Annotated in this window: 22 protein-coding genes and 8 pseudogenes; 13 read left to right on the forward strand and 17 right to left on the reverse strand. The window is 68.7% G+C overall.

Annotated features, from left to right (window positions below):
* Positions 1–11: 11 nt before the first annotated feature.
* Positions 12–140: a hypothetical protein gene (locus QQY66_RS11255; RefSeq protein WP_301987762.1), complete on the reverse strand. Its 129-nt coding sequence runs from the start codon at positions 138–140 to the stop codon at positions 12–14.
* Between QQY66_RS11255 and QQY66_RS11260 the strand changes: the two are divergent.
* Together QQY66_RS11260 and QQY66_RS11265 are read left to right on the forward strand one after the other, a co-directional pair.
* Positions 105–638, forward strand: a pseudogene (locus QQY66_RS11260) (fumarylacetoacetate hydrolase family protein); the annotation flags it as partial. The gene QQY66_RS11255 and the pseudogene QQY66_RS11260 overlap by 36 nt on opposite strands.
* Before the next feature lie 62 nt (positions 639–700).
* Positions 701–1,150, forward strand: a complete 450-nt coding sequence (locus QQY66_RS11265) for a hypothetical protein (protein ID WP_301979036.1) — start codon at positions 701–703, stop codon at positions 1,148–1,150.
* A 231-nt stretch (positions 1,151–1,381) separates the two neighbouring features.
* Here QQY66_RS11265 and hpaD read toward each other — a convergent pair whose 3' ends face one another.
* The 5 genes and pseudogenes from hpaD to QQY66_RS11295 form a co-directional block, all read right to left on the reverse strand.
* The gene (hpaD, locus tag QQY66_RS11270) at positions 1,382–2,392 is read right to left on the reverse strand and encodes a 3,4-dihydroxyphenylacetate 2,3-dioxygenase (protein WP_301979037.1); all 1,011 of its coding nucleotides are present in this window, start codon (positions 2,390–2,392) and stop codon (positions 1,382–1,384) included.
* Positions 2,389–3,870, reverse strand: a complete 1,482-nt coding sequence (hpaE, locus tag QQY66_RS11275) for a 5-carboxymethyl-2-hydroxymuconate semialdehyde dehydrogenase (protein ID WP_301979039.1) — start codon at positions 3,868–3,870, stop codon at positions 2,389–2,391. The genes hpaD and hpaE overlap by 4 nt, the downstream gene beginning before the upstream one ends.
* A 2-nt stretch (positions 3,871–3,872) precedes the next feature.
* A pseudogene (gene dapA / locus QQY66_RS11280) lies at positions 3,873–4,807 on the reverse strand (4-hydroxy-tetrahydrodipicolinate synthase).
* Positions 4,786–6,315 (reverse strand): fumarylacetoacetate hydrolase family protein, encoded by a 1,530-nt coding sequence (locus QQY66_RS11285; protein WP_301987268.1) that lies wholly within the window; start codon positions 6,313–6,315, stop codon positions 4,786–4,788. Before QQY66_RS11285 ends, dapA begins: the two are co-directional and overlap by 22 nt.
* Positions 6,227–7,338, reverse strand: a pseudogene (locus QQY66_RS11295) (ketopantoate reductase family protein). The gene QQY66_RS11285 and the pseudogene QQY66_RS11295 overlap by 89 nt, the downstream one beginning before the upstream one ends.
* Positions 7,339–7,456: 118 nt before the next feature.
* On the opposite strand from QQY66_RS11295, the gene QQY66_RS11300 reads away from it, so the two are divergent.
* The 6 genes from QQY66_RS11300 to QQY66_RS50310 all read left to right on the forward strand — a co-directional run bounded on the left by QQY66_RS11300 (position 7,457) and on the right by QQY66_RS50310 (position 11,920).
* Positions 7,457–9,079 (forward strand): CdaR family transcriptional regulator, encoded by a 1,623-nt coding sequence (locus tag QQY66_RS11300; RefSeq protein ID WP_301979040.1) that lies wholly within the window; start codon positions 7,457–7,459, stop codon positions 9,077–9,079.
* A gap of 139 nt (positions 9,080–9,218) precedes the next feature.
* Positions 9,219–9,998, forward strand: a complete 780-nt coding sequence (locus QQY66_RS11305; protein ID WP_301979041.1) for a class II aldolase/adducin family protein — start codon at positions 9,219–9,221, stop codon at positions 9,996–9,998.
* Positions 9,999–10,215: 217 nt separating this feature from the next.
* On the forward strand, positions 10,216–10,866 hold the full coding sequence (locus QQY66_RS11310; protein ID WP_301979042.1) for an MFS transporter: 651 nt from the start codon (positions 10,216–10,218) through the stop codon (positions 10,864–10,866).
* A 187-nt stretch (positions 10,867–11,053) separates the two neighbouring features.
* Positions 11,054–11,257, forward strand: a complete 204-nt coding sequence (locus QQY66_RS11315; protein ID WP_301979044.1) for a hypothetical protein — start codon at positions 11,054–11,056, stop codon at positions 11,255–11,257.
* A gap of 362 nt (positions 11,258–11,619) precedes the next feature.
* Entirely contained in the window at positions 11,620–11,751 is a 132-nt protein-coding gene (locus QQY66_RS11320) for a hypothetical protein (protein WP_301979045.1), read from the forward strand.
* A gap of 4 nt (positions 11,752–11,755) precedes the next feature.
* Positions 11,756–11,920, forward strand: a complete 165-nt coding sequence (locus QQY66_RS50310; RefSeq protein WP_367666967.1) for an MBL fold metallo-hydrolase — start codon at positions 11,756–11,758, stop codon at positions 11,918–11,920.
* Positions 11,921–12,322: 402 nt separating this feature from the next.
* Here the strand turns inward: QQY66_RS50310 and QQY66_RS11325 are convergent, their stop codons facing one another.
* From QQY66_RS11325 to QQY66_RS50330, 9 genes and pseudogenes are all read right to left on the reverse strand, one after another.
* Positions 12,323–12,802: a flavin reductase family protein gene (locus QQY66_RS11325; RefSeq protein WP_301979047.1), complete on the reverse strand. Its 480-nt coding sequence runs from the start codon at positions 12,800–12,802 to the stop codon at positions 12,323–12,325.
* A 5-nt stretch (positions 12,803–12,807) separates the two neighbouring features.
* On the reverse strand, positions 12,808–13,302 hold the full coding sequence (locus QQY66_RS50315; RefSeq protein ID WP_367666968.1) for a hypothetical protein: 495 nt from the start codon (positions 13,300–13,302) through the stop codon (positions 12,808–12,810).
* Between the two features lie 166 nt (positions 13,303–13,468).
* Complete coding sequence (locus tag QQY66_RS11330; RefSeq protein ID WP_301979048.1) at positions 13,469–13,603, reverse strand: hypothetical protein; 135 nt, start codon at positions 13,601–13,603, stop codon at positions 13,469–13,471.
* A gap of 324 nt (positions 13,604–13,927) precedes the next feature.
* Positions 13,928–14,008: a hypothetical protein gene (locus tag QQY66_RS50320; RefSeq protein ID WP_367667079.1), complete on the reverse strand. Its 81-nt coding sequence runs from the start codon at positions 14,006–14,008 to the stop codon at positions 13,928–13,930.
* 50 nt (positions 14,009–14,058) lie between these two features.
* Positions 14,059–14,376 (reverse strand): annotated as a pseudogene (locus QQY66_RS11335) (transposase); the annotation flags it as partial.
* Positions 14,377–14,482: 106 nt separating this feature from the next.
* Positions 14,483–14,578: a hypothetical protein gene (locus tag QQY66_RS11340; protein WP_301987270.1), complete on the reverse strand. Its 96-nt coding sequence runs from the start codon at positions 14,576–14,578 to the stop codon at positions 14,483–14,485.
* 5 nt (positions 14,579–14,583) lie between these two features.
* A pseudogene (locus QQY66_RS50325) lies at positions 14,584–14,974 on the reverse strand (substrate-binding domain-containing protein).
* Positions 14,929–15,342: a LacI family DNA-binding transcriptional regulator gene (locus tag QQY66_RS11355; protein ID WP_301979050.1), complete on the reverse strand. Its 414-nt coding sequence runs from the start codon at positions 15,340–15,342 to the stop codon at positions 14,929–14,931. Before QQY66_RS11355 ends, QQY66_RS50325 begins: the two are co-directional and overlap by 46 nt.
* 91 nt (positions 15,343–15,433) lie before the next feature.
* Positions 15,434–15,523, reverse strand: a pseudogene (locus tag QQY66_RS50330) (alpha-L-arabinofuranosidase C-terminal domain-containing protein); the annotation flags it as partial.
* A 123-nt stretch (positions 15,524–15,646) separates the two neighbouring features.
* Between QQY66_RS50330 and QQY66_RS11360 the strand changes: the two are divergent.
* A pseudogene (locus QQY66_RS11360) lies at positions 15,647–16,668 on the forward strand (IS630 family transposase).
* Here QQY66_RS11360 and QQY66_RS11365 read toward each other — a convergent pair.
* Positions 16,663–16,896: an alpha-L-arabinofuranosidase C-terminal domain-containing protein gene (locus tag QQY66_RS11365; protein WP_301979051.1), complete on the reverse strand. Its 234-nt coding sequence runs from the start codon at positions 16,894–16,896 to the stop codon at positions 16,663–16,665. The pseudogene QQY66_RS11360 and the gene QQY66_RS11365 overlap by 6 nt on opposite strands.
* Before the next feature lie 31 nt (positions 16,897–16,927).
* Between QQY66_RS11365 and QQY66_RS11370 the strand changes: the two genes are divergently transcribed.
* Positions 16,928–17,158, forward strand: coding sequence for a hypothetical protein (locus QQY66_RS11370; protein ID WP_301979052.1), 231 nt, complete (start codon positions 16,928–16,930; stop codon positions 17,156–17,158).
* 42 nt (positions 17,159–17,200) lie between these two features.
* Here QQY66_RS11370 and QQY66_RS11375 read toward each other — a convergent pair whose 3' ends face one another.
* A complete protein-coding gene (locus QQY66_RS11375) occupies positions 17,201–17,821 on the reverse strand; it encodes a TetR/AcrR family transcriptional regulator (RefSeq protein ID WP_301979053.1) in 621 nt (206 codons plus the stop codon).
* Positions 17,822–18,987: 1,166 nt separating this feature from the next.
* Here QQY66_RS11375 and QQY66_RS11380 point away from each other — a divergent pair.
* The 3 genes and pseudogenes from QQY66_RS11380 to QQY66_RS11390 form a co-directional block, all read left to right on the forward strand.
* Complete coding sequence (locus tag QQY66_RS11380; protein WP_301979054.1) at positions 18,988–20,142, forward strand: LLM class flavin-dependent oxidoreductase; 1,155 nt, start codon at positions 18,988–18,990, stop codon at positions 20,140–20,142.
* A 79-nt stretch (positions 20,143–20,221) separates the two neighbouring features.
* On the forward strand, positions 20,222–21,157 hold the full coding sequence (locus tag QQY66_RS11385; protein ID WP_301987272.1) for a zinc-binding dehydrogenase: 936 nt from the start codon (positions 20,222–20,224) through the stop codon (positions 21,155–21,157).
* Positions 21,112–21,527 (forward strand): annotated as a pseudogene (locus tag QQY66_RS11390) (transposase); the annotation flags it as partial. The gene QQY66_RS11385 and the pseudogene QQY66_RS11390, both read left to right, overlap by 46 nt.
* Positions 21,528–21,730 lie beyond the last annotated feature (203 nt).

Here is a 21,730-nt window from a genome sequence, read left to right on the forward strand (position 1 = left end):
GGAATCGTCTTTCAGTGCGCGGCGCCCGGGAGCACCGTGGACCAGCCGCCGTCGACGACGAGGTTGGCGCCGGTGATGTACGAGGCCTCGTAGGAGACGAGGAAGAGGTCTTCCAGTCCGGCGTCAACTACCGGCAGCACGTGATCGACCTGGAGGTGGCCCACCGTGCGCCCGACGATCCGCGCACGCTCGAGGATGCGCGGGCGGAGATCGCCGCGGTCATGGACCGGCGGGCGGCCGAGGACCTGCCGTACGTGTTCATCGGCCTGCCGAGCGCGATCACCGGTCCCTACGACGACGTCGTCCTGCTGGCGTGGGCCGAACAGCCGGGCTGGGAGCTGGAGTTGGCGGCTGTGACCGCCAAGTCGGCCTATCGGGTATCCGTGGCGGAGGTACTGGAGTATGTCGCCAGGTACACGATCGCCAACGACCTCACCGACCGCGCCACCGTCTTCCGCCGGGACATGAAGGCCATCGGTACCGACTGGCTGCGCTGCAAGAACGCGCCCGGTTTCACCCCGCTGGGCCCGTGGATCGTGCCGGCCGGGTCGATCGCCGATCCCGGTGATCTGCGGGTCACACTGAAGCTCAACGGCGAGACCATGCAGGACGAGTCGACCAAGGACATGCTCTTCGGCATGGGCACGGCACCGCAGCGGCGCCCGAGACGGCCGCCTGGCCCACCCCCGAACTGGCCGCCATGCTGCGCTCCGACGCGCCCGCCTTAGCCGACTACCAGCCGGGCGGACCCTGGCTGCCGGCCGCCACCGGGATCCCGCGCGAACTGTTCTACGCGCACGACTGGGTGGACCCCGGCCGCTGGGACCTGTGGCTCTGCGAGAACTATCCGGCACACCGGCAGACCATGCGGGAGACGCTGGCCGAGTGGGTCGACTCCGTGGCCGAGTTCGCCTGCCGGCGCGGTGCTCCCGCCGTCTTCGGTGAGGGCGTCGTAGGGTACACCCCGCTCCTGACACGCTTCGAGGAGGACGCCGTCGGCAAGGACATCGCGGAGTTCGTCGTCGACCGCTGCCTCGCCGCCGGGTTCCACGGCGTCGTCCTGACCTCCAACGCGGCCCACCACCACCCCATGTGGCACACCGACCAGGACTGGATGCGGCGGGTCAACTCCCGGATCACCACAGGCTGAACGCGACCCGAAGGCAGCCCGCAGCCGAGGCGACAACGCGGTCGGTCAGAGCGTACACGCGGTCGGGGCGGGCACCGGGGCGTACGGGCACCAGCTCCCGAGAGCGGCCCGAGTGATGCCTCGCCCCGGCTTCTCCCGGAGCTCGCGGCACACCAAGGCCCCCCCTCGCGGCAGCAGTTGCTGCTCGCGTCGCTGCTGCATCGCCCCGCAACGCCCCCGTACGTCGGCGGGTCAGCCGAGGCCGTCGGCTCCCACGGTCACGGCGGATTCGTCGAGCAGGGCGTCGGAGACGGGCTGTGGGCTCCCTTCGAGGTCGAGGACGGGGGTGGCTTCCTTGTACCAGGACTCGATGACCGCGTTGCCCCAGAAGTCGCGGCGGCGGTCGTCGTGGACGTTCCAGCGGTAGGTCTCGTGGTCGGGGTCGCCGGTGTAGTAGTCGGAGGTGTAGATCTCCAGGCGGTGGCCGTCGGGGTCGCGCAGGTAGAGGTAGAAGGCGTTGGAGACGCCGTGCCGTCCCGGGCCGCGTTCGATGTGGTGCTCCTTGTGCAGCGCGCCGAAGATGTCGGCGGTGCGCAGCACCTGGTGGGACTCGTGGGTGGCGACGCCGAGGTGGTGCAGGCGGGGTCCGGCGCCGCCGGTGAAGGCGACGTCGTGGACGGTCTGCTTGCGGTACATCCAGGCGGCGTACAGCTCGTGCTCGTCGCCCTCGATGGTCTCCGAGCAGCCGAAGCCGAGCGACTCGTAGTGGGCGTAGGCGGCGGGGATGTCGGGGGTGCAGATGTTGAAGTGGTCGAGGCGGGCGGCCTCGGCGCCGTGGCGCGGGTCGTAGCGCTGGATGAGGCGCTCGGCGTGCTCGATGTCGTAGAAGAACTCGACGGGGAAGCCGAGCGGGTCGATGACGCGGACGGCGTCGCCGACACCGGGTGTGCCTTCGCCCTTCCGGATACGCCGCACCGGTCGGCCGAGGCCGGTGAAGAACTTCTCCGCCTTGTCGACGTCCTCGGGGGTGCGGACACGGTAGGCGATGTGGTCGAGGGCGGCCACGCCTCCTCGGCGCAGCACGAGGGAGTGATGGGTGAGTTCGTCCGTGCCGCGCAGGCAGAGGGTCCCCGAGTCCTCGTACTGGACGTGGAAACCGAGCATGTCGACCCAGAACCAGCGGGATGCGGCGAGGTCGGTGACGGCGAGCTGGGCGTAGGCGGAACGGATGACGTCGGGGGCGTCCGGGTGTGCGTTGGTCATCGGGCGGCTCCGAAGCGGGGGGTGTGGACGTCGCCGAGGGCGACGTGGACGATCTTCGACTCGGTGTAGAAGTCGATGCTGTGCGCGCCGCCTTCACGGCCGACGCCGGAGGCCTTGACGCCGCCGAAGGGGGTGCGCAGGTCGCGGACGTTGTGGGAGTTGATCCAGACCATGCCGGAATCGACGGCGTGGGCGATGCGGTGGCCGCGCTTGAGGTTCGAGGTCCAGATGTAGGCGGCCAGGCCGAACTGCGTGGCGTTGGCCAGCTCGACCGCCTCGGATTCGTCGTCGAAGGGACCGACGGCGACGACGGGGCCGAAGATTTCCTCCTGAAAGATACGGGCGTCGCGTTCGACATCGGCGAAGACGGTCGGTTGGAGGTAGTTGCCGTCGGGGAGGTGGTCGGGGCGGGTGCCGCCGGCGACGAGGCGGGCCTCCTTCTTGCCGATCTCGACGTAGTCCAGGACGCGTTCGTAGTGTTCGGGGTGCACCAGCGCGCCGACCTCGGTGGCCGGGTCGGAGGGGAGTCCGACGCGTACGTGCGCCGCCCGCTCGGCCAGGCGGCGGGTGAACTCCTCGTACACCGGGCGTTCCACCAGGAACCGTGAACCGGCCGTCCAGCGTTCGCCGTTGAGGGAGAACACGCCGAAGACGACGGAGTCCAGGGCGGCTTCGAGGTCGGCGTCGGCGAAGACGATGGCCGGGGACTTGCCGCCCAGCTCCATCGAGGTGGTCTTCAGGTGCTGGGCACTGGAGCGGATGATGTGGCGGCCCGTGTCGGTGGAGCCGGTGAAGGAGATCAGCGGTACGTCCGGGTGGTCGACCAGCGCCTGACCGGCCTCCTCCCCCAAGCCGTGGACGATGTTGGCCACCCCGGCGGGCACTCCTGCCTCGGCGAAGATCTCCGGCCACAGCGAGGCCGACAGCGGGGTCCACTCGGCGGGCTTGAGGACCAGCGTGCAGCCGGAGGCCAGAGCCGGGGCCAGCTTCCAGCTCTCCAGCATGAAGGGGGTGTTCCAGGGCGTGATCAGCCCGGCCACCCCGACGGGCTTCCGTACGACGTAGCTGAACTGGTCGCCACCTTGCCGGAACGCCTCCTCGCCGAGGGCGACGATGACGTTGGCGAAGTAGCGGAAGTTCTCCGCCGCCCGGCGGGCCTGGCCCCTCGCCTGGGTGATGGGGAGTCCCGTGTCGTACGACTCGAAGGACGCCAGCCGCTCGTGGCGGGCCTCGACGGCGTCCGCGATGCGGTTCAGAACGTTCGCGCGCTCCCGGTTGCCCAGGTACCACCAAGCGGGAAAGGCGGAGTCGGCGGCTGCCACCGCCCGTTCGACGTCGGCCGGGCCGCCGGCCGCGGCCTTGGCGTAGGGCGTGTTGGACACCGGATCCGCCACGGGGAACGTCCGTCCGTCGGCGCTGTCGACCAGTTCGCCGCCGATCCAGTGCTGGATGACGGGCGGCAAGTTCTCGATGCTCATGGTCATGCTCCGATCTGTGCGGTGAGGTCGCCGCCCACGGAGAGCAGTGCGCGGATCTTGGCGAGGCCCGTGTCGGTCGGGCCGGTCAACGGCGGCCGAACGAAGTCCGAGGCGATGCGGCCCTGCTGGGCGAGGACCCACTTGGCGGGCGCCGGGTTGGTCTCGACGAACAGCAGGTCGACCAACGGGTGCAGGCGGTAGTGCAGGTCACGGGCCGCGTCGAACTCGTCGGCCTCCCACAGCTCGTACATCCGTGCCACCGCGCCGGGAGCGAGGTTGGCGACCGCGCTCACGAAGCCCGCCCCGCCGAGTGCCAGCAGTGGCAGGCAGAGCAACTCGATGCCCGACCACACCAGCAGCGACCGCCCACAGGCGTGCAGCACGCGGGAGAAGTGCTCGAAGTCCTTCGTGGTCTCCTTCACCCCGACGAAGTTCTCGAAGTCGGTGAACAGCCGCTTCACCGTCTCCGGTGCGATGTCGACGACGGTACGCGAAGGCACGTTGTACGCGACGATCGGAAGGTCCGGGAACTCCCGGGCCACCCTCGCGTACCACTGGTAGAGGGCCTCCTGCGTGGGGCGGGCGTAGTACGGTGTGATGACAGGGCCGCGTCAGCGCCCAATTCCTGTGCGGCGGCGGTGAGTTCAAGCGTCTCGTGGAGTTTGTGGGAGCCGGTACCGGGCAGGAACGGTACCCGGTCGCCGATCTCCTCGACCGCCGTGCGCATCGCGGCGACGCGCTCCGTGACGCTCGGCTCGCCCGTCGAGCCGCCGAGCGAGATGCCGTGCGAACCGGACTCCAGCTGGAAGCGGATCAGGCCGCGCAGGCTGTCGTGGTCGAGGGCACCGTCCGCGGTGAACGGCGTGACGACGGGGGCGATAGACCCGCTGATCGCCGACGGGTCGCTGCGGAACTTCACTGTGTTTCTCCCTTGCACCAGTTCTCGTAGGCGTCCCGCCAGGCCGGACTCAGCGGATAGAGGCCGTCGACGCTCTCGCCCGCGGTGACCTGCTCGGTGATGAATTGCTCCTGCCGTTCCTGTTCGCGGCAGTCGGCGATCAGCTCATCGACGAGGTCAGGCGGTACGACGATCACGCCGTCGGCGTCGCCGACGATCAGGTCCCCGGGCTGCACCAGGGCCCCGCCGCAGGCGATAGGCACACCGGTGTCCCAGGGGACGTGCCGGCGGCCGAGGACTGAGGGGTGTCTGCCTGCCGCGTAGACCGGCAGGCCCAGCTCCACGATGGCGGCGCTGTCGCGGACGGCCCCGTCGGTGACGACTCCGGCCGCGCCCCGCCTTGCGGCCCGCAGCGCCAGGATGTCGCCGAGCGTGCCCGCGGTCGGGTCGCGGCGGGCGTCCATGACCAAGACGTGTCCGGGACGCAGTTCCTCGATCGCCCGCTTCTGGGCGTTCATGCCGGTGCCGTACCGCTTGAACAGGTCCTCGCGCAGCGGCAGATAGCGCAAGGTGTGGGCCACGCCCACCATCGCCGTGCCGCTGACCGGTTGCACGCCGTCGATCGACATGTGCGGCAGACCGCGCGAGCGCAGCTGGGCGCTCAGCGTCGCCACGGCCACCGAGCGCAGACCGTCGGCAAGGCCTTCGTCCAACAGCGGCTCGGGCACGTACCCGGCCCCGTAGGCCGATTCCTCCTCGGCCCGGTCGGTCCTGGGCTGCGCGCCCCACGGCTCCAGGTCGTGATCGGCGGAGGTGATCGGGTTGCGCAGCACACCGGTGCTCAACCGGCCGTCGCCGACCTCGACTTCGACCACGTCCCCGGGCACGACCACCGAGGCCCCGGCCGGTGTGCCGGTGAGGATCACGTCCCCGGGTTCCAGGGTGACCAGTCTGGACAGGTCCGCGATCAGCTCCCCGAAGGGGAACAGCAGGGTGTCGGTCCTGTCGTCCTGGACCACCTCGCCGTTCACCCACGTCCTCAACCGCAGTCCGGCGGGGTCGAGTTCGGTGGCGTCCAGCAGGCGCGGCCCGATCGGGGTGAACCCGTCCGCGCCTTTGGATCGCAGGTTGGAGCCGCGGTCGGCGTACCGCAGGTCGTACACGCCCGCGTCGTTGGCGGCGGACACCCAGCGCACGTGGCGCCAGCCGTCCTCCGGCCGCACCCGTCGGGCCCGCGTACCGATGACGAGGGCGATCTCGCCCTCGAAGCCCATGAGGTGGCAGCCACGCGGCCGGACGATCGCTTCCTGGGTGCCGGCCAGCGACGACGGCGGCTTGAGGAAGTAGGAGGGACGGTCGGGGGTCCGGCCGCGCTCCTTGGCGCGACTGCGGAAGTTGAGGTGGACAGCGATGATCTTCGATGGAGGTTTCCCCAAGGGGTGTGGCACCGGGGCTCCTTCACCTGGCGGACGACTCACCGTGGCCGCGGACCCGCTCGCGCAGGGCGAGCAGTCCGTGCACCATGTCGAGGGAGGGGGACGGCACACCGGTACGGCGCGCGAGTTCGCGTACGGCGCCGACGATCGCGTCGAGTTCGAGGGGCCGACCCCGGGCCGCGTCCTGCAGCAGGTGCGGAACGCGCCGAGCTTGCGGGCGATGGCGAGCCGGTCGTCGGCCGTCATGGCGCTCTCGATGCCCAGTGCTGTGCCGACGGCCGCTGTCTCGTCGAACATGGCGGCGCAGACCTGCCGTACATCCGGGTCGTCGAGGATGTCGAGGACGGTGGCACCGGTGAGTGCGCTGACGGGGTTGAGGTTGACGTTGCCCAGCAGCTTTTCCCAGATTTCCCGGCGGATGTCCGCGCTGGGTTCCGGGCGGACGGGGCCTACGGAGAGGGCTGCGGCGCACCGGTGGACGCGGTCGGATATTCCGCCTGTCGGGTCGCCGATGATCAGCCTGTCACCGCTGAGGTGCGTCACCCGGCCCGGCCCCTCGACAGCGCTGCTGAAGTGCGCCACACCGGACATCACTCGCTCGGCGGGCAGGAGCCGCAGCAGTTCCCCGTCGGGGTCGACCGATCGCAGCACGGGGTCTTCCCCGGCGCGCTCGACGGTGGACAGCAGCCACCAGGCCACTCCGTTGGCCACGACCAGCACGTCCGTGCCGTGCTCGATCCAGGTCCGGATACCGCGGACGGCCGGAAGCAGGAACTGGCTCTTGACGCAGACGACAGCCAGGTCCGGGACGGTGAGCCGCGCGGCGTCGTATGCCGTGGGGAAGCGGTGACGGACCGCGCCTCCCGTGTCCCGGTTGACTCCCGTTTCCGGGCCGCGCAGCAGGAGCCCCTGTGCGGCGATCGCGTCGAGGCGCGGGCCGGGCCGTCCGAGCAGACAGACCTCGGCGCCCTGCGCGGCGAACGCCCCGGCGAGGGTGGCGCCGACGGCGCCCGGGCCCACGACGGTGATCCGAGGTGGTCGGCGTGCGGTGGGGATGCGGGCGGATGCGACAACGCCGTCGCACCTCCTTTTCGGGTGTGTCCGTGGGCCGGTGTGGCCGTTCACAGCGAGCATGCGTCGCCTCGCGGCTCGCAACAATGTCGGTGCCTACACTCACGGAGCTTGAGTGATGTAGTTTTCGACATCACCTTGAGGCTTCACCTCGATGCTTCGCCTTGAACGGAGGGTCGGCATGACCGCGATGCCCCTCGAGCAGCTCGTCGAGGCCCTGCGAGGCGGTGTCATCAGCCTGCTGTCCGATGGCGGTGCGGCTGAATGGCGCGTCGGCGGCGCTGAGTTGCTGGACTGCCCGGAGGCGCTCGGGACCACCGCACCGGGGCACCTGCTGCTCGGGGTCGGTCTGGACGTCGCCGACCGTGACGCGTTGGACACGGCCCTTCGAACTGCGGCGGACCATTCCTGCGCACTCGCCGTCAAGTGTCCCACTTCCCCGCCGCCGGAGGTGTCGGCGCAGGTCGCCAAGAGCGGCGTCCCCGTTCTGGCCGTCGATCCGCAGGTGCCGTGGACGCATGTGCAGCGCCTGGTCACGACCATCCTGGCCGCACGCGCGGCGGTTGCCGAACCGGGCGGTGGAGCGACGGGCGGCGACCTGTTCTCCCTGGCCAACGCGGTCGCCGGAATCGTCGGCGGCGCTGTCGCGATCATGGACACACAGCAGGTGGTGGTCGCCTACTCGAACCTGCCCGACCAGCCCATCGACGAGACCCGGCGGCGCGGGATCCTGGGCAGGCGGGTACCCGAGGACGCGCTCGGCAACCACCTGGACCGAGAGGTCTGGGTGAGCGACACGGTCGTACGCCGGCACCGGGCCGGGGATCTGCCGCGCACGGCCATGGTCATCAGGGCGGGCGAGGACGTACTTGGTTCCCTGTGGGTCGCGTTTCCCGACGAGGCCGCGGCCTCCGACTGCGGGCCCACCCTGCAGGAGGCGGCCCGGGTCGCGGCATTGCACATGCTGGCGCTGCGCCGCCAGGTTGACGCCGAGCAGGAGAGCCGCGACCGCGCCCTGCGTCACGCGCTGGAGGACCGGTCGGGGCAGGGCGACCGGCCCGGCGGTGTCCGCCTTCCCGCCGTGCTGATCGGGCTGGCCGAGGCCGTGGGCGTGCGCGGAGGCGAGGAGTCGTGGGAAGCCGGCACCGCGGCTCGACGCCGCGCCGCTCTGCTTCGGGCGCTGGACCTGGCCGTCCTCGACGGGCGCTCCCTCGGGTACGAACCAGCGGCGGCCCTGCTCGGGGAGCGCGTCTACGTGTTGCTGCCGACCGCCGGTTCCGGCTCCGTGTCCACCGGTGTCCTGCTGAACCACCTCCTGGACCGGGTCCGGCACAGCCTGCACCGGTCGTTCACGGCGGTCGACTCCCCCACGGTCGGGACGACTTCCGCCCTACTCGCGGCGCGCCGCGACATCGACGCCGCACTCGACCACCTCCGGGAGCGATGCGCCCGCCCTGGCGCATACCACAGCGAGGACCTGCGGCCGGAGCTGGTACTGCGGCGGCTCGTCGGCGCCGTACGCGAGAATGCCGAACTGCGCACCGGCATCGCGGAACTCCTGCGGGCCCACGACGCCGAACACGCCACCGACTACTGCGCCACGCTGCTCACCTATCTGCGGCATTTCGGTGATGTCGCCGCGGCCAGCGGCGAGTTGCACATTCACCAGAACACGTTGCGGCTGCGGCTGCGCCGGGCCGAGCAACTCTTCGACGTATCGCTCGCCGATCCGGCACGGCGCCTTCTGCTGACGTTGGAACTGGCGGCCCTGGCCGGCCCGTCAGAACCAGCACCCAGCGGTTGATGTCGCATCGGACACCACCTGGCCAGACTCACTGTCGATCCCGACATTGGCTCCTGAGCAGTCGCGCCCCCATGCTCCTGCATACCGAGGCCCTCACCCGGTACCGGCGATGCCCACGCAGCAATCAAGGAGCACGGCCATGACCGTTCTGGACACCCCGACGAGCACGGCGAAACCGGCGCACACGAGTGATGCGGAGTGGCAAGCACGGCTCGAACTCGCCGCCTGCTACCGCGTCTTCCACCACCTCGGGTGGGTGGAGATGGTCTTCAACCACATCACCGTCCGGGTGCCCGGAGAGGAGGGACACCTGCTGATCAACCCGTTCGGCCTGATGTACGACGAGGTGACCGCCTCGAACCTCGTGAAGATCGACCTCGACGGCAACGTCCTGTCGGATTCGGACTGGCCCATCAACGAGGCGGGGTTGCTGATCCACTCGATGATCCACGCCAACCGGCCCAGCGCGCACTGCATCATGCACACCCACACCACCGCCGGCACCGGAGTCGCCTGTCTGCGCGGCGGACTGGACCCGGACAACTTCTACGCCGCCCAACTGCACGACATGGTCGCCTACCACGACTTCGAGGGCATCACCGTCGACCCGGAGGAGAAGCCACGGCTGGTGGCCGACCTCGGGGACCGCGACCTGATGATCCTGCGCAACCACGGCCTGCTGGCGGTGGGACCGACCGTCCCCGCCGCCTTCGCCGCCCTGTGGACTCTCCAACGGGCCTGCGAGATCCAGCTCGCCGCCCAGCAGTCCGGGCAGCCGCTGACCCCGGTGAGCCGGGAGGCGGCGATACGCTCGACCAAGGAGTCCTTCCAGATGGGCGACCGTACGGAGGCGGGCCGGACCCTGTTCGACGCACTGCGCCGCAGGATCGACCGCATCGCCCCCGACTACACCGTCTGACACCCCCACCGGTGACACCCCTACCGGACCACGCCGTCTGACACCCTCCCGGTCCCCCGGGCCAACGACGACCCGACGACGATCGGACTCCCCGTGTCCCCATCCGCTCAGACATCCGGCACCCGGAGTCAGCACCGCACCGTCGGCTTCGCCGCCATGGCGGGGCACCACCATCGAGTGGTACGACTTCTTCATCTACGCCTTGTGCACAGGACTGGTGTTCAGCAGCCAGTTCTTCGACGGGCTCGGCGAGGACTCGCTGGTCATCTCCTTCGCCGCCATCGGCATGAGCTGCTTCTTCCGGCCGGTCGGAGCCGCACTCGCCGGCCACCTCGGTGACCGGCTCGGCCGCCGCGCGATGCTGATCGCCACCCTGCTGCTCATGGGCGTCTCCACCACCCTGATAGGCCTCGTGCCGTCGTCCGCCTCCATCGGCATGAGCGCCCCGGTCATCCTCGTCCTCCTGCGGATCCTCCAGGGGCTGTCCGCCGGCGGCGAGTGGGGCGGCGCCGCGCTGATCTCGGTGGAGCACGCACCCGCGGCGCAGGGCGGAAGGTTCGGCTCCTACCCCCAGCTCGGCGCACCGCTCGGCCTGCTGCTGGCCAACGGTGCCCCGGCGGCCGTCACCGCCTCACCGCGGACGACCAGTTCTTCACTGGGGCTGGCGCATCCCCTTTCTGCTCAGTGTCGTCCTCGTCGCCGCCGGTTTCGTCATCCGTCGCAAGGTCGAGGAAAGCCCCGTCTATCAGGAGCTGAAGCACCAGGAGCCGATCGCGCGCCGGGATCGCCGTGCTGTTCAAGAACCACTGGCCGCTCGTCGTGGCCGGTGCCCTGCTCTTCGCCGCCAACAACACAGTCGGCTACATGACCACCGGCGGCTACGTCCAGAGCTACTCCGTGAACCATCTGGGCTTGGACCCGACGCTGATCCTGATCTGTGTGATGGTCGCAGCGCTCGGCTGGCTGGCCAGCACCTTGGCGGGTGGCCGACGCTCTCCGACCGGTTCGGCCGCCTGCACGTCTACCGGACCGGCTTTGTCATCCAACTCGCCTGAATGTTCCTGTTCTTTGCGCTGCTCAACACGGCGAACACCGCCCTCGTCGTGGTGGCGCTCGTCCTCTACAGCATCGGCCTGGGACTCACCTACGGGCCCCAGGCCGCCCTGTTCGCACCGCTGTACCCGACGGCCGTCCGGTACAGCGGTGCGGCACTGTCGTCGCCATCGGAGCCGTTCTCGGCGGCGCCTTCGCCCCCGTGAGCCCGCTGGGTGACGCCGAAGTCGGCGAGAAGGACGAGCAGGCGGTCGTGACCGCCTGAGGAACCTCGGACCGGCGACGCAGCCCATGCCGGTGGCGGGCGGTCGGTCACGCCACCCCTCACCCCCATGCACATCAAGGAGCTCTCCCGTGAACGAGCCGCAAACCGACTACACCCGCCCGGCATCGCCCGAAGGCCGCCCGCACGGAGCCCTGACGCGCCGCCGCTTCTGGCAGCACGGCGCCACCGCAGCGGTCACCGTCGGCGCTGCGTCGCCGCTTCCCGAGCGCGCCTCCGCCGAGGCCCCCCGCTCCCGCGCCACTGCGGATCTTCCACAACGTTGCCGTGCTCAGCGTCGGTTTTGTGTCTGCCACAGCGATCCTCACCCCACGCGGCATCATCCTCATCGACGCCCTCAACACACCGGACGTGGCAGAGCAGTACATCGTCTCCAGATTGCACAGCCTGGGGGCCGACCCGTCGACGATCAGGTAACGTTGTGGTCACGCACGGCAACGGTGACCACTTCGGCGGCGCCCAGTACCTGGCCGACCAGTACGGCGCCCGGGTCGTGATGGCCCGGCCGACTGGGACCTCCTCGTCTCCACCGCCCGCGCCAACGCACCCAGCCGCGACCTGGACATCGCCGACGGCCGGAAGCTGACGCTGGGCGGCACCACCGTGACGCTCCACCACACTCCGGGCCACACACCTAGCACCGTCTCGCCGATCTTCCCGGCCCGCTGGCAGCCACCACGACTGCGACGACGATGGCTGCCACAAGCACGCATACGGCAGGCTGCTGCTGAGCTCCGCGACAACAGGACGGTCACCGACTGCCGACGCAGCGGTGCCCGTCGGCCGCGGACGGGGGAATGATCTGGTCATCTCCTGCCTGAGGATGTCTCCGCTCTTGAGGTCGGCGGCAGAGTTGCAGGGGGAGGCGGACGTAGTGGCCGAGGTTCTTGGAGTCGACCACCAGGCGGGCCTTCGAGATCAGCCGACGCATCGTCCCGGTCCGGGTTCTGGGGCACCGGCCCCCCTCCGAGCACTGACGCCACCGCGCTCAGGAGAACGTGCCGAACTTGCCCTTGAAGAAAACAAGCGGACTCCCCTGGGGCGAAGCCTCGATATCCGTGACTCCGGCGATCACTACGGTGTGATCGCCAGCCTCGTGCTCGGCCAATATCTCACATTGAAGCCAGCCGATGGCGTCGTCCAGCGCAGGCCCCGCCGCGCCCGGGTGCCAGTCGACGCCGGCGAACCGTTCCGTGCCTCTTTGTGCGAATCTGGCGCAGAGCTCCGCGTGATGGCTGGCGAGGAAGTTCACGCAGAACCGACCAGCGTCCCGGATCGAGAGCCATGTGGTGGAGCTCTTGGCCGGACAGACCAGGATCATTGGGGGCTTCAGCGAAACGGAGGTCACTGAGTTCGCGGCCATTCCTGTGGGCGTGCCGTCCGGAAGGAATGCGGTCAAGACCGTGACGCCGGTCGGGAGATGCCCCAGAACGCGGCGGTACTCCGCGTCGCTGATCAGGTTGCGCACGGTGCTCACCTCACACCGCCGCAGGGGGACATGCGTGCGCGCCGTTCGGGCCAAGGCCGATCTGCGCCCCGATCGCGTCCCATCCGCTCCACCTTCGTGCGCGAGGAGCTCTCGTGTACGCGTCCGGCGCTCGTGAGCACGACCGGTTCGGTGGCCTGACCTCCGTGGCCCTCGAGCCTGTGGATCTTCTTAGGATTGTTGGTCAACAACCACTGCGAGGTTAGTCCCCGATCGGCCGGTATCAGGGTACCTGTGCCATTGTCATGTGGCTGCAAGTTCTCATCGACGGTGTCCAAACCTTCCTCCTCCTGCGGTTTCTGTGCGCTGAGCCTCGCCTCCGGCTGCGCCCGTGGTGACGGCGCAGCGAGTGAAGGGCATCGGCGGTTGGTCACTCGAAGTTGGGCCCTTACCGGCGTGTCCCATCCGGCCCTGGAAATCAACGAATGCGCCAGGAATCGAAGAGAGCACTGTCGGACTGATCTCCGGAAGGGGTCGGGCACCCACTGCCTGTCTCGGTGGGCCAATGGTCAACAGCTCGACTCATGGTGGCTGCGCGCAATGGCCGACAGCCTCGCTCACGTTCCCAAGAACCCAGAGTCCGGACTCTGTTCTCTAGTGAGAGTACCCGTGTTCCCAGCCCGTTTCAACCGTCGGTGCCCGGAGCGGTCAGCGCTGTGCATCGGTGTCATATGGGGAGTCGAACAGCGAGGCGGGCGGCAGGGCGTGACCGTCCCGCCAGGGCAGCAATCCGTCCACGTCCCAGTAGTAGTGGTGGACCCAGACCTGGCGCAGGGTCTCCACCCGAGGAAGAAGCCGCAGGCCGGGTGGGGGCGCAGGCGGCGGTAGGGACGTTCTGGCCGCCCCGGGCGAACTCCTCGGCCCGGGCGGTCACGGCTGCCTTCCCGCCCGGCAGCTTGCCGATCTCCACCCGGCGTCCGTACTGCTTGGCCCACTCGGGCTCGATCAGCGGCGCCAGCCGGCCGGGGGCCGCCTCGGCCAACTCCTCCAGCGCCGCCCGCGGCGTCTCCCCGACCAGTTCCAGGCGGCTGAGGGTGCGAACCGGGCCAGCACATGAGTGGCGTCGGTTCGCTGCCGGCCTCCCGGCCTTGAGCAGGCCGACCTCCATCAGGCGCTCAGCATCACCTGCAGCAACTGGTCGGCGGCGCCGTCCTGTTCGGCCAACCGGGCCCTGAACTCGCACAGCACCGAGTGGTCGAAGCCCGGATCGTCCAGCTCAAAGCCGTGAGGGCATACTTCCAGTCGATCCTGGTGCGGACCGCATCAACCGCCGCCCGGTCGGACAGGTTCTCCGCGAACTGCAGCACCGACACCAGGGCCAGCCGGCCGGATGACAGCCCCGGCCTGCCGTCGGAGTGATACAGCCCGACGAACTCGTCGTCCTCGAACAGGACATCGAGCCGGTCCCGCATGAGCATCGCCGGAGTGCCCTTCGGGCAAGCCGCCCGCGCTGTCCGCACCGTCCTCACCGGAATCCGTTGGACACTCCTCGGCCGTAACGGCACTGCCCCACACCCCAAGATCCGAGGCCATCCCGCACTCCTCCAGCAAGCCATCCGAGGTCGGCGCCGACGGCCTGGGCTGGCAGGTTCAACGGGACGGCTGGACCTGCAGGCGTCGTCAGTCGGGGGCCCGTCGTGGCGCGTAGGACAAGCTTCGCGGTCAGGCGGATGTCCCAGTCGCGAGGGGCTGGCGGGCGATGAGGGACATCAGGGCTCGGGTGCCCGCTCGGCCCATCTCGTACGGGTGCTGTTGCACGGTGGTCAGCGGCGGAGTGCTGTGGGCGGCCTGCGACAGGTCGTCGAAGCCGACGATCGACGGTCGTCCGGCACGGACAGTCCGAGCGCTCGGGCGGCGTCGAGGGCACCCAGGGCTATCAGGTCGGCGCCGGCGACGATGGCGGTGGGGTGCTGTGTGGTCAGCAGTTGCGTCGCCGCGTGTACGCCGCCGTGGTGGCGGGCCAGCCAGGCGCAGGGCGTCGGTGTAGCCGCGGTGGCGCAGGTCGGTGCTCTCGTGGTCGTCCTCGCTGCGGATGTAGGCGATACGCCGGTGGCCGAGCTCGATCACGTGCTGGGTGCCGGCCCGTACGCCGTCGTAATTGTCGATCGTCACCCTGGGCAGGTCCAGGTCGAGGCGGCGCGGATCGATGACCACGACCGGCAGATCGCCGGCCTCGATCGCTTGTTCCGTTGCCGGTGAGAGGACGGGGCGATGAGCAGCAGTCCGTCGACAAGGCCGCCGGCAAACAAGGAGATGCGTTCGCGTTCGCGGGCGGCGTCGAGGGAGGCGTTCAGGAGCAGTTCGCGTTGGTCGTCGGCGATTTCCTCGGCGATGCCGCGCACGATTTCGAGGCTGTACTGGCCGGTGAGGTCCAGGGTGAATACGCCGATGAGGCCGGTGCGGCCGTGCCTGCCGTTGCGGGTGGGTGGGGTGTAGCCGAGTCGTCTCGCGACGTCCAGGATGCGCTGCCGAGTCGGCTCCGCCGCTCCGGGGCGGTCGTTGATGACATTGGAGACGGTCATGGCAGACACGCCGGCCTCTGCGGCGACCTGGGCGATTGTGGCTCTCGGGGTGGGCATGACCATCGTTCGGTTGGGGCCTGTTCATGGCGAAGACGTGGTAGTTGGGGGTCAGGACGAGTGCCTCGCCATCGGTGCGCAGCATGGTCTGCACGACGTTGACGGTCTGGGCGATGTTGGCCATGACTAGTGTCCTGAGTCGGGAATTCGCTGCGTAAGTCTCTGTGGCTTCGGCATGATGGGCCGGGTGGCGAGGACGGGACGGCCGAAGGCCGAGCTCGTGCTGACCGATGACGAGCGTTAGACGCTGACGCGTTGGGCGAGACGCCGGACGTCGTCGCAGGCGCTGGCTCTGCGGTGCCGGATCGTGCTGGAGTGCGCAACCGGCGCCTCGAACAGGGATGTTGCGGACCGGCTGGGTGTGGAGGCGCACACGGTGGGCCGGTGACGGGCCCGTTTCGTGCGGGACCGGCTGGAGGGCCTGACCGACGAACCGCGCCCGGGCGGGCCTCGGAAGATCACTGACGGCCAGGTCGAGGAAGTGGTCGTCAGGACGCTGGAGAGCACGCCGAAGGACGCCACGCACTGGTCGACGCGGTCGATGGCCAAGGAGGGGGCCTGTCTCAGTCGGCCATCGCGCGGATCTGGCGGACCTTCGGCCTCAAGCCACACCTGGTGGACACCTTCAAGCTCTCCAAGGATCCGCAGTTCATCGAAAAGGTTCGTGACGTGGTCGGGCTGTATCTCGCTCCGCCCGAGCATGCGCTGGTGCTCTGTGTCGACGAGAAGACGCATATCCAGGCTCTGGACCGGTCGGCGCCGGTGCTGCCGATGATGCCGGGCATGCCAGCGCCGTACCCATGACTACGTGCGCGGCGGCGTCACCACCCTGTTCGCCACGCTGAACACCGCCACCGGCGAGGTGATCGGCCGGATCCACCGCCGGCACCGCGCCGTGGAGTTCAAGAAGTTCCTCATCCGGATCGACAAGGAGGTGCCCGACGGGCTGGACGTGCACCTGGTCTGCGACAAAGCATCCACGCACAACACCCCCGCCATCCAGCGGTGGCTGGCCGCGCATCCCCACTTCCACGTGCACTTCACCCCCACCCGCTCCTCCTGGCTCAACCAGGTCGAGCGGTGGTTCGCGCTGCTGACGACGAAGCAGATACGGCGAGGCGTCCACAAGAACGTCCAGGCACTGAGAAGGACATCCGCACCTGGATCAAGTCCTGGAACGAAGACCCGAAACCCTTCGTCTGGACGAAGACCGCAGACGAGATCCTTGAACGCCTCGCAGGATATCTGAACAGAATTCCTGACTTATGACACTAGGCTGTCGGCGTGCCGGTAGAAGGCGGCGAAGTGCAGGCTCGCCACGAGCGCCTTGCGCAGGGTGTTCTGCTGGAACAGGAAGCCGGGGTGAGTGGCCGACTCGACACCGTATCCGGTGCCCCACTCGTCCAGGACCAGCCCGACGGTCCGCTCCGGGTCGTAGGCGTCCATGATCCGAGTGTGCCCGGCGAGGATCTCCTCGACGCGGGCCGCCTTGGCCATCGTCCAGTAGTACTCCTCGACGTCGAACCCGGTGGCGCTGCCCTTGTGCTCCCTCGTCGACGGCCGTGTCCCGGAGAACGTGTGCGTGAACGCGTGCCTGACGCTGCGGAACGCCTACGACCAGCTCGGGGTGCGGGCCGAACTGCTGCCGGTCGACCTGGCGATCGCAACAGGGACGGAGGCGGGACGCGCTACGGCGACTCTCCCTCGGCGACGCATCGGGTACGTGAACCCGGCCTGGTGTTCCCCACGACAGTGGTGATGACGATCATCGTGGACGCGATCGGACGCCGTGAGCCTCGCGTCATGTCGCACGGGCGCGCCGCGCGGAGGGCCGTCGGCCGCCTGACTTCTCTCGCAGGTCGCCAAGGAGGTCGGCGCGGATCAGATGGGAGAGCCGAGTCACGAGCTCATCCCAGGAGGGATGCGGTGGTAGGTACTGCTCAGGCCAGGTCATTCGAGTGATCAAAGTGTTGAAGACCACGGAGTACGCGAAGGCTACGGCGGCCTCCGAATCCGCGTGTCCGACGGCGCGCAAGCGGGGCGCGAGCAGCGCCTGAAGCGACGCCGCGTGGTGACGCGACACGACTGCTGCCCGGGCGGCCGTCTCCCGATCGCTGCCGCTTCTGAGGACGAAGGCCCGCAGCAGGCAGCGCTCACGGTCGACAGAGTCGGCGGTGTGTCGGACCACTGCTTCGATGAGCTCGTCGAGTTCCATCTGCGCGATGTCCTCGCGAGCATAGAAGGCGTCGATGCCTGCGGTGACACGCGTCAAGAACTGCTCGTGAATAGCCGTGAACAGCGTCTCCTTGCTGTCCACTCGCCAGTACATCCCGCCGTTCGACACGCCCGCTCGGCGGCCCACCTCCGGCAGCGTGAACCCTTCGTACCCGCGCTCGGCGAGCAGCTCGGCGCCAGCCTTCAACAAGCGCTCCCACGTCTCCTGAGACCGCTGACGCCGCGGCACTCGGACACCAGTCGGCACTGCGGGCTGCGCGGCTTCACGACGATTGGTAGGCACCAGGCCGATGATAGCGGTTCGCGTAGTCGTAGACAAGACTCCGGAGTTCGGAGTCGGCGAGTGAGAAGATTCGACACGTCGAATCTGGGGTCTGACGCGTAAATAGGTCCAGGTCAGAGTTAGCGTGGGCAGCACTGGATACCCGAACCGCCGTGGGGTAGCCGGCTGTCTGTGGCTGGTGGTCAGTCGGCGGTTTCGACGGGGTTGAGGGTGACGGTGTAGCCGAGCTGGTTGATCGCCCGGCGGGTGGCGCGTTCGGGGTCGGGCGAAGTAGGTCCCGCCGAGTTCCTCGTAGGGCACGCGGTCGGTGAGCATCGGGGATCTTGTTGCGGAGCTTGCGCTGGGCAAGCTCCGCGAGCCAACGGGCGGGAGCGGCATCCGCATCAGCTGCGACAGGGCACTGCACCGCGACAGCATGACGTTCAGGACCCGCAGCATCCGGGCCCCGCTCCGGCCCGCCAGCAACACCCCCGCCACTTCGACCACACGTTGCAGCAGCGGTGTACGCCGCTGATCACGCACGGCCAAACCCCCTCCCTGCTCAGCGAACGTCACCTTCCCGCAAGCGGCGTTCTCGCAGTACAGACGGCGCACGCTCAGCTCGATCAGCACGGGGCGGCCGCCCAGCGACGCATCGCCGAGCCGTCCGACGTAACGGCTGTGAGACCACCCGCTCGGTGTCCCGCATCCCGTACACGGTGCGGGAGCAAGCGACCGCCTACGCGCACGGACAACCACCACAGGCCCGGAGCCGTCGACCGACGAAACCAATGCGCCCGCCAAGTGCGGTAACAGGTAAGGCAGTTCAAAAGAGCACGCTCAAAGACTCAGCTCTTTCAGCGTTGCGGCACGACAGCCAGCTCAAGGCATCAGGGTCGCTTGACGGGTACCGAAAGAGATGTAACCTCTAATCGAGAGTCCGGACTCTGGAGTCTGTCATGGAGAGTCCAGACGGAGCGAACAGATCTCGCGCAGTCGCATGTCCGCGCGCAACTGTTCCCCAAGACGCTAGAGCGACGAGCACCAGGCGGTGTTGACGGATGGGCGATGACAAATGGAATGGAGCGCGCGTGACAGCGGACGCGGAGACTGAACGCCGGGTGGCGAGTGCCCACGCGCCATTGCTGAGCAGCGACAACCCGTTCAAGCTGGCAATGTTCATGTTCAACTCAGCGCGGGGCTCGACGATGTCGTCGGCCACGGAACGGTTGGTCAAGGTGACCTGGCCCGAGCAGGTGCGCCTGACGAAGGCGGCAGAGGCGGCGGGGTTCGAGGCGGTTATCCCGATCGCCAAGTGGTGCAACACACCGCATATCACACCGGAACTGGCGCGCGTATTCGACAACTTCACCTGGGCCGCCGGCCTGGCTGCGGTGACTGACCGAATCCAGATCCTCGCGACATTTCACGTGCCACTGTACCCGCCGGTGATGGCGGCGAAGATGGCCGCGACCGTGGATCACATCAGCGGCGGCAGATTCGGCATCAACGTCGTGGCCGGGTTCTCCCCCCGGGAGTTCGAGATGTTCGGCATGAAGCTGGACCCCGACGCCGACCGTTACGGCGCCACCGCGGAGTGGCTGGGGTTGCTCAAGCGCATGTGGACCGAGCCCGAGCCGTTCGACCACGAGGGGGAGCACTTTCAAGGGGCCGGGATCGTCTCCGAACCCAAGCCGCTGCAGCAGCCTTGGCCCACGATCATGTGCGCAGGCAACAGCGACGAGGGCGCGGCATTCTCCGCCCGTCACGCAGACATCAACTTCCGGGCCTTCCCCAGCTACGAGCTGATCCCGAAGATGGTCGACCAGAACCGCGCCCTGGCCGCGGAGGCCGGCCGCGAGGTCAAGGTGTTCGGCCACGGCTACGTGATCTGCGCCGACACCGAGAAGGAAGCCCGGCAGCAGCTTGACTATTACACGCGCGAGCACGTGGACGCCGCCACCGCGGAGACCTTCGTCACCGCAGCGCTTGGTAACTCCGGCAACACGCACACGGTGGACTTCACTGAGGAGCTCAAGCGCGAGATGCTCTCGCGCGCGGCGGGCGGCGCGTTCGCGCTCCCCCTTGTGGGCACACCCGAGCAGATCGTGGACGGCATCCAACGAATGGCCGACGGCGGACTCGACGGGATGGCCATCTCGTTCCCCGACTACGACGAAGGAATCCAGGTCTACCAGGAGCGGCTGCGACCACTCCTCCTAGAGGCTGGACTGCGGCGCTCATGACCGACGGCACACGATGAGGGACGAAATGCGCAAATCGATGCGAGCAGTACGGATCCATGAGTTCGGGGAACCCGAGGTGATGGTGGTGGAGGAGGTTCCGGTTCCCGAGCCCGCGCCGTCCGAGGTTCTGATCAAGGTCATGGCCGCAGGGGTCAACTGGGCCGACGCGCACCGGCGCCAAGGCCAGTACTATCCCGAACCCACCGACTTCCCCTTCACGGTCGGAGGCGAGTTCGCCGGCGAGATCGTCAGCACCGGACGCGACGTCACGCGCCACCGGGCAGGCGACGTCGTCTTCGCGCTGCACAACGGCGGCGCGTACGCGCAGTACGCCATCGCGGATCAGGACGCGGTCTTTCGGGTGCCCGACGGGCTGGACCCGATCGCGGGGGTAGCGCTGATCGTGCAAGGGTTGACGGCGGCAGCGATTCTCAAGGACGCCACGCCGGTGCAGCCCGGGGAAGCCGTCCTCGTGCAGGGCGCCTCGGGCGGCGTCGGCATGATCGCGCTTCAACTGGCGCGCATCTACGGAGCATCGAAGGTGTTCGGCCTCGCCAGCTCGCCGCATAAGCGGGATTTCATCCGGACTCACGGCGGCCACGCGCTGGACCCGGCCGACGCAACCTGGCCCGACCAGCTCAGGGCCGCAACCGACCAACAGGGTGCCGACGTGGTCATGGAGATGGCGGGCGGCGAGATGTTCCGCCGATCGCTCGACGTCATGGCCCAGGGGGGCAGGATGACTGTCTACGGCGCCGTAGGTGAGGGGGACCGCACGGTAGACCTCTTGCAGCTCATCCCTCGCAACCTCACGCTGCGATCGTTCTATCTCGGCCCCTACCTCGCGCGTCCTGACTTCGTCGACAGCACCATTGCGGAGCTCGCTGAGTACGTCAAGGACGGCCGGTTGAAGCTCACGTTGGGCGGACGCTATCAGCTCGATCAGGCACCCGAAATGCACCGGCTGATGGAGGCCCGGCAGACAACCGGCAAGCTCGTCGTCCTACCGACCTGAGGCGAGAACGGCGGCGCGAGTCGCACAGGGGGTTCGACGCGCTCGACGAACAGACCGTCGTCGTTCCCGGCAACGGCACCCTCGACGTCGTGGTCCCCTCTCTCGCCGCCGTCCACAGACAACGCCGGGCCCTGGAAGCCCAGATCAACGAACTGCTGGAGGCACACCCTTTCCAAGGTCCTTACCTCGATGCCGGGGTCGCGGTGGGACCGCCGCCTTGGTGCTGGTCACCGTCGGCAACGGCACCAGCTTCCCCACCCACCTCGCCTCCTGCGCCGGACTCGTCCCCGCCCACACATCGTCCGGCACCTTGATCCACGGCGAACACGCACCAAGAGGCGGAAACTGTCACCGACGTGCGCTGAGACTATGCGCTCGAGTTGCGCAGGCCGAGGTCAACCCTTGTCGTGCGGCCCAACTGGTGTCCGCGTCATCCACCGGAAACCACGCCTACGGGGACGCACGTCGGCCGAAGTGCGACTTACCAACAAGGAGACGATCTCACCGATCGGGAGCACGGCACGTGGAAGGTGGGCGGCGATCCGGGTGCCGTCCTGCTGCCACCACTCCTTC

This window comes from Streptomyces sp. DG2A-72 (assembly GCF_030499575.1).
In the GTDB taxonomy this organism is placed as follows: domain Bacteria; phylum Actinomycetota; class Actinomycetes; order Streptomycetales; family Streptomycetaceae; genus Streptomyces.

Coding starts and splice junctions, on each gene's coding strand:
- QQY66_RS11265 (WP_301979036.1), top strand. CDS start 701: ATGCTGCGCTCCGACGCGCCCGCCTTAGCCGACTACCAGCCGGGCGGA.
- QQY66_RS11300 (WP_301979040.1), top strand. CDS start 7,457: ATGACCGCGATGCCCCTCGAGCAGCTCGTCGAGGCCCTGCGAGGCGGT.
- QQY66_RS11385 (WP_301987272.1), top strand. CDS start 20,222: ATGGTGGTGGAGGAGGTTCCGGTTCCCGAGCCCGCGCCGTCCGAGGTT.
- QQY66_RS11365 (WP_301979051.1), bottom strand. CDS start 16,896: ATGGCCAAGGCGGCCCGCGTCGAGGAGATCCTCGCCGGGCACACTCGG.
- hpaD (WP_301979037.1), bottom strand. CDS start 2,392: ATGACCAACGCACACCCGGACGCCCCCGACGTCATCCGTTCCGCCTAC.
- QQY66_RS11355 (WP_301979050.1), bottom strand. CDS start 15,342: ATGACCGTCTCCAATGTCATCAACGACCGCCCCGGAGCGGCGGAGCCG.
- QQY66_RS11305 (WP_301979041.1), top strand. CDS start 9,219: ATGACCGTTCTGGACACCCCGACGAGCACGGCGAAACCGGCGCACACG.
- hpaE (WP_301979039.1), bottom strand. CDS start 3,870: ATGAGCATCGAGAACTTGCCGCCCGTCATCCAGCACTGGATCGGCGGC.
- QQY66_RS11315 (WP_301979044.1), top strand. CDS start 11,054: ATGTTCCTGTTCTTTGCGCTGCTCAACACGGCGAACACCGCCCTCGTC.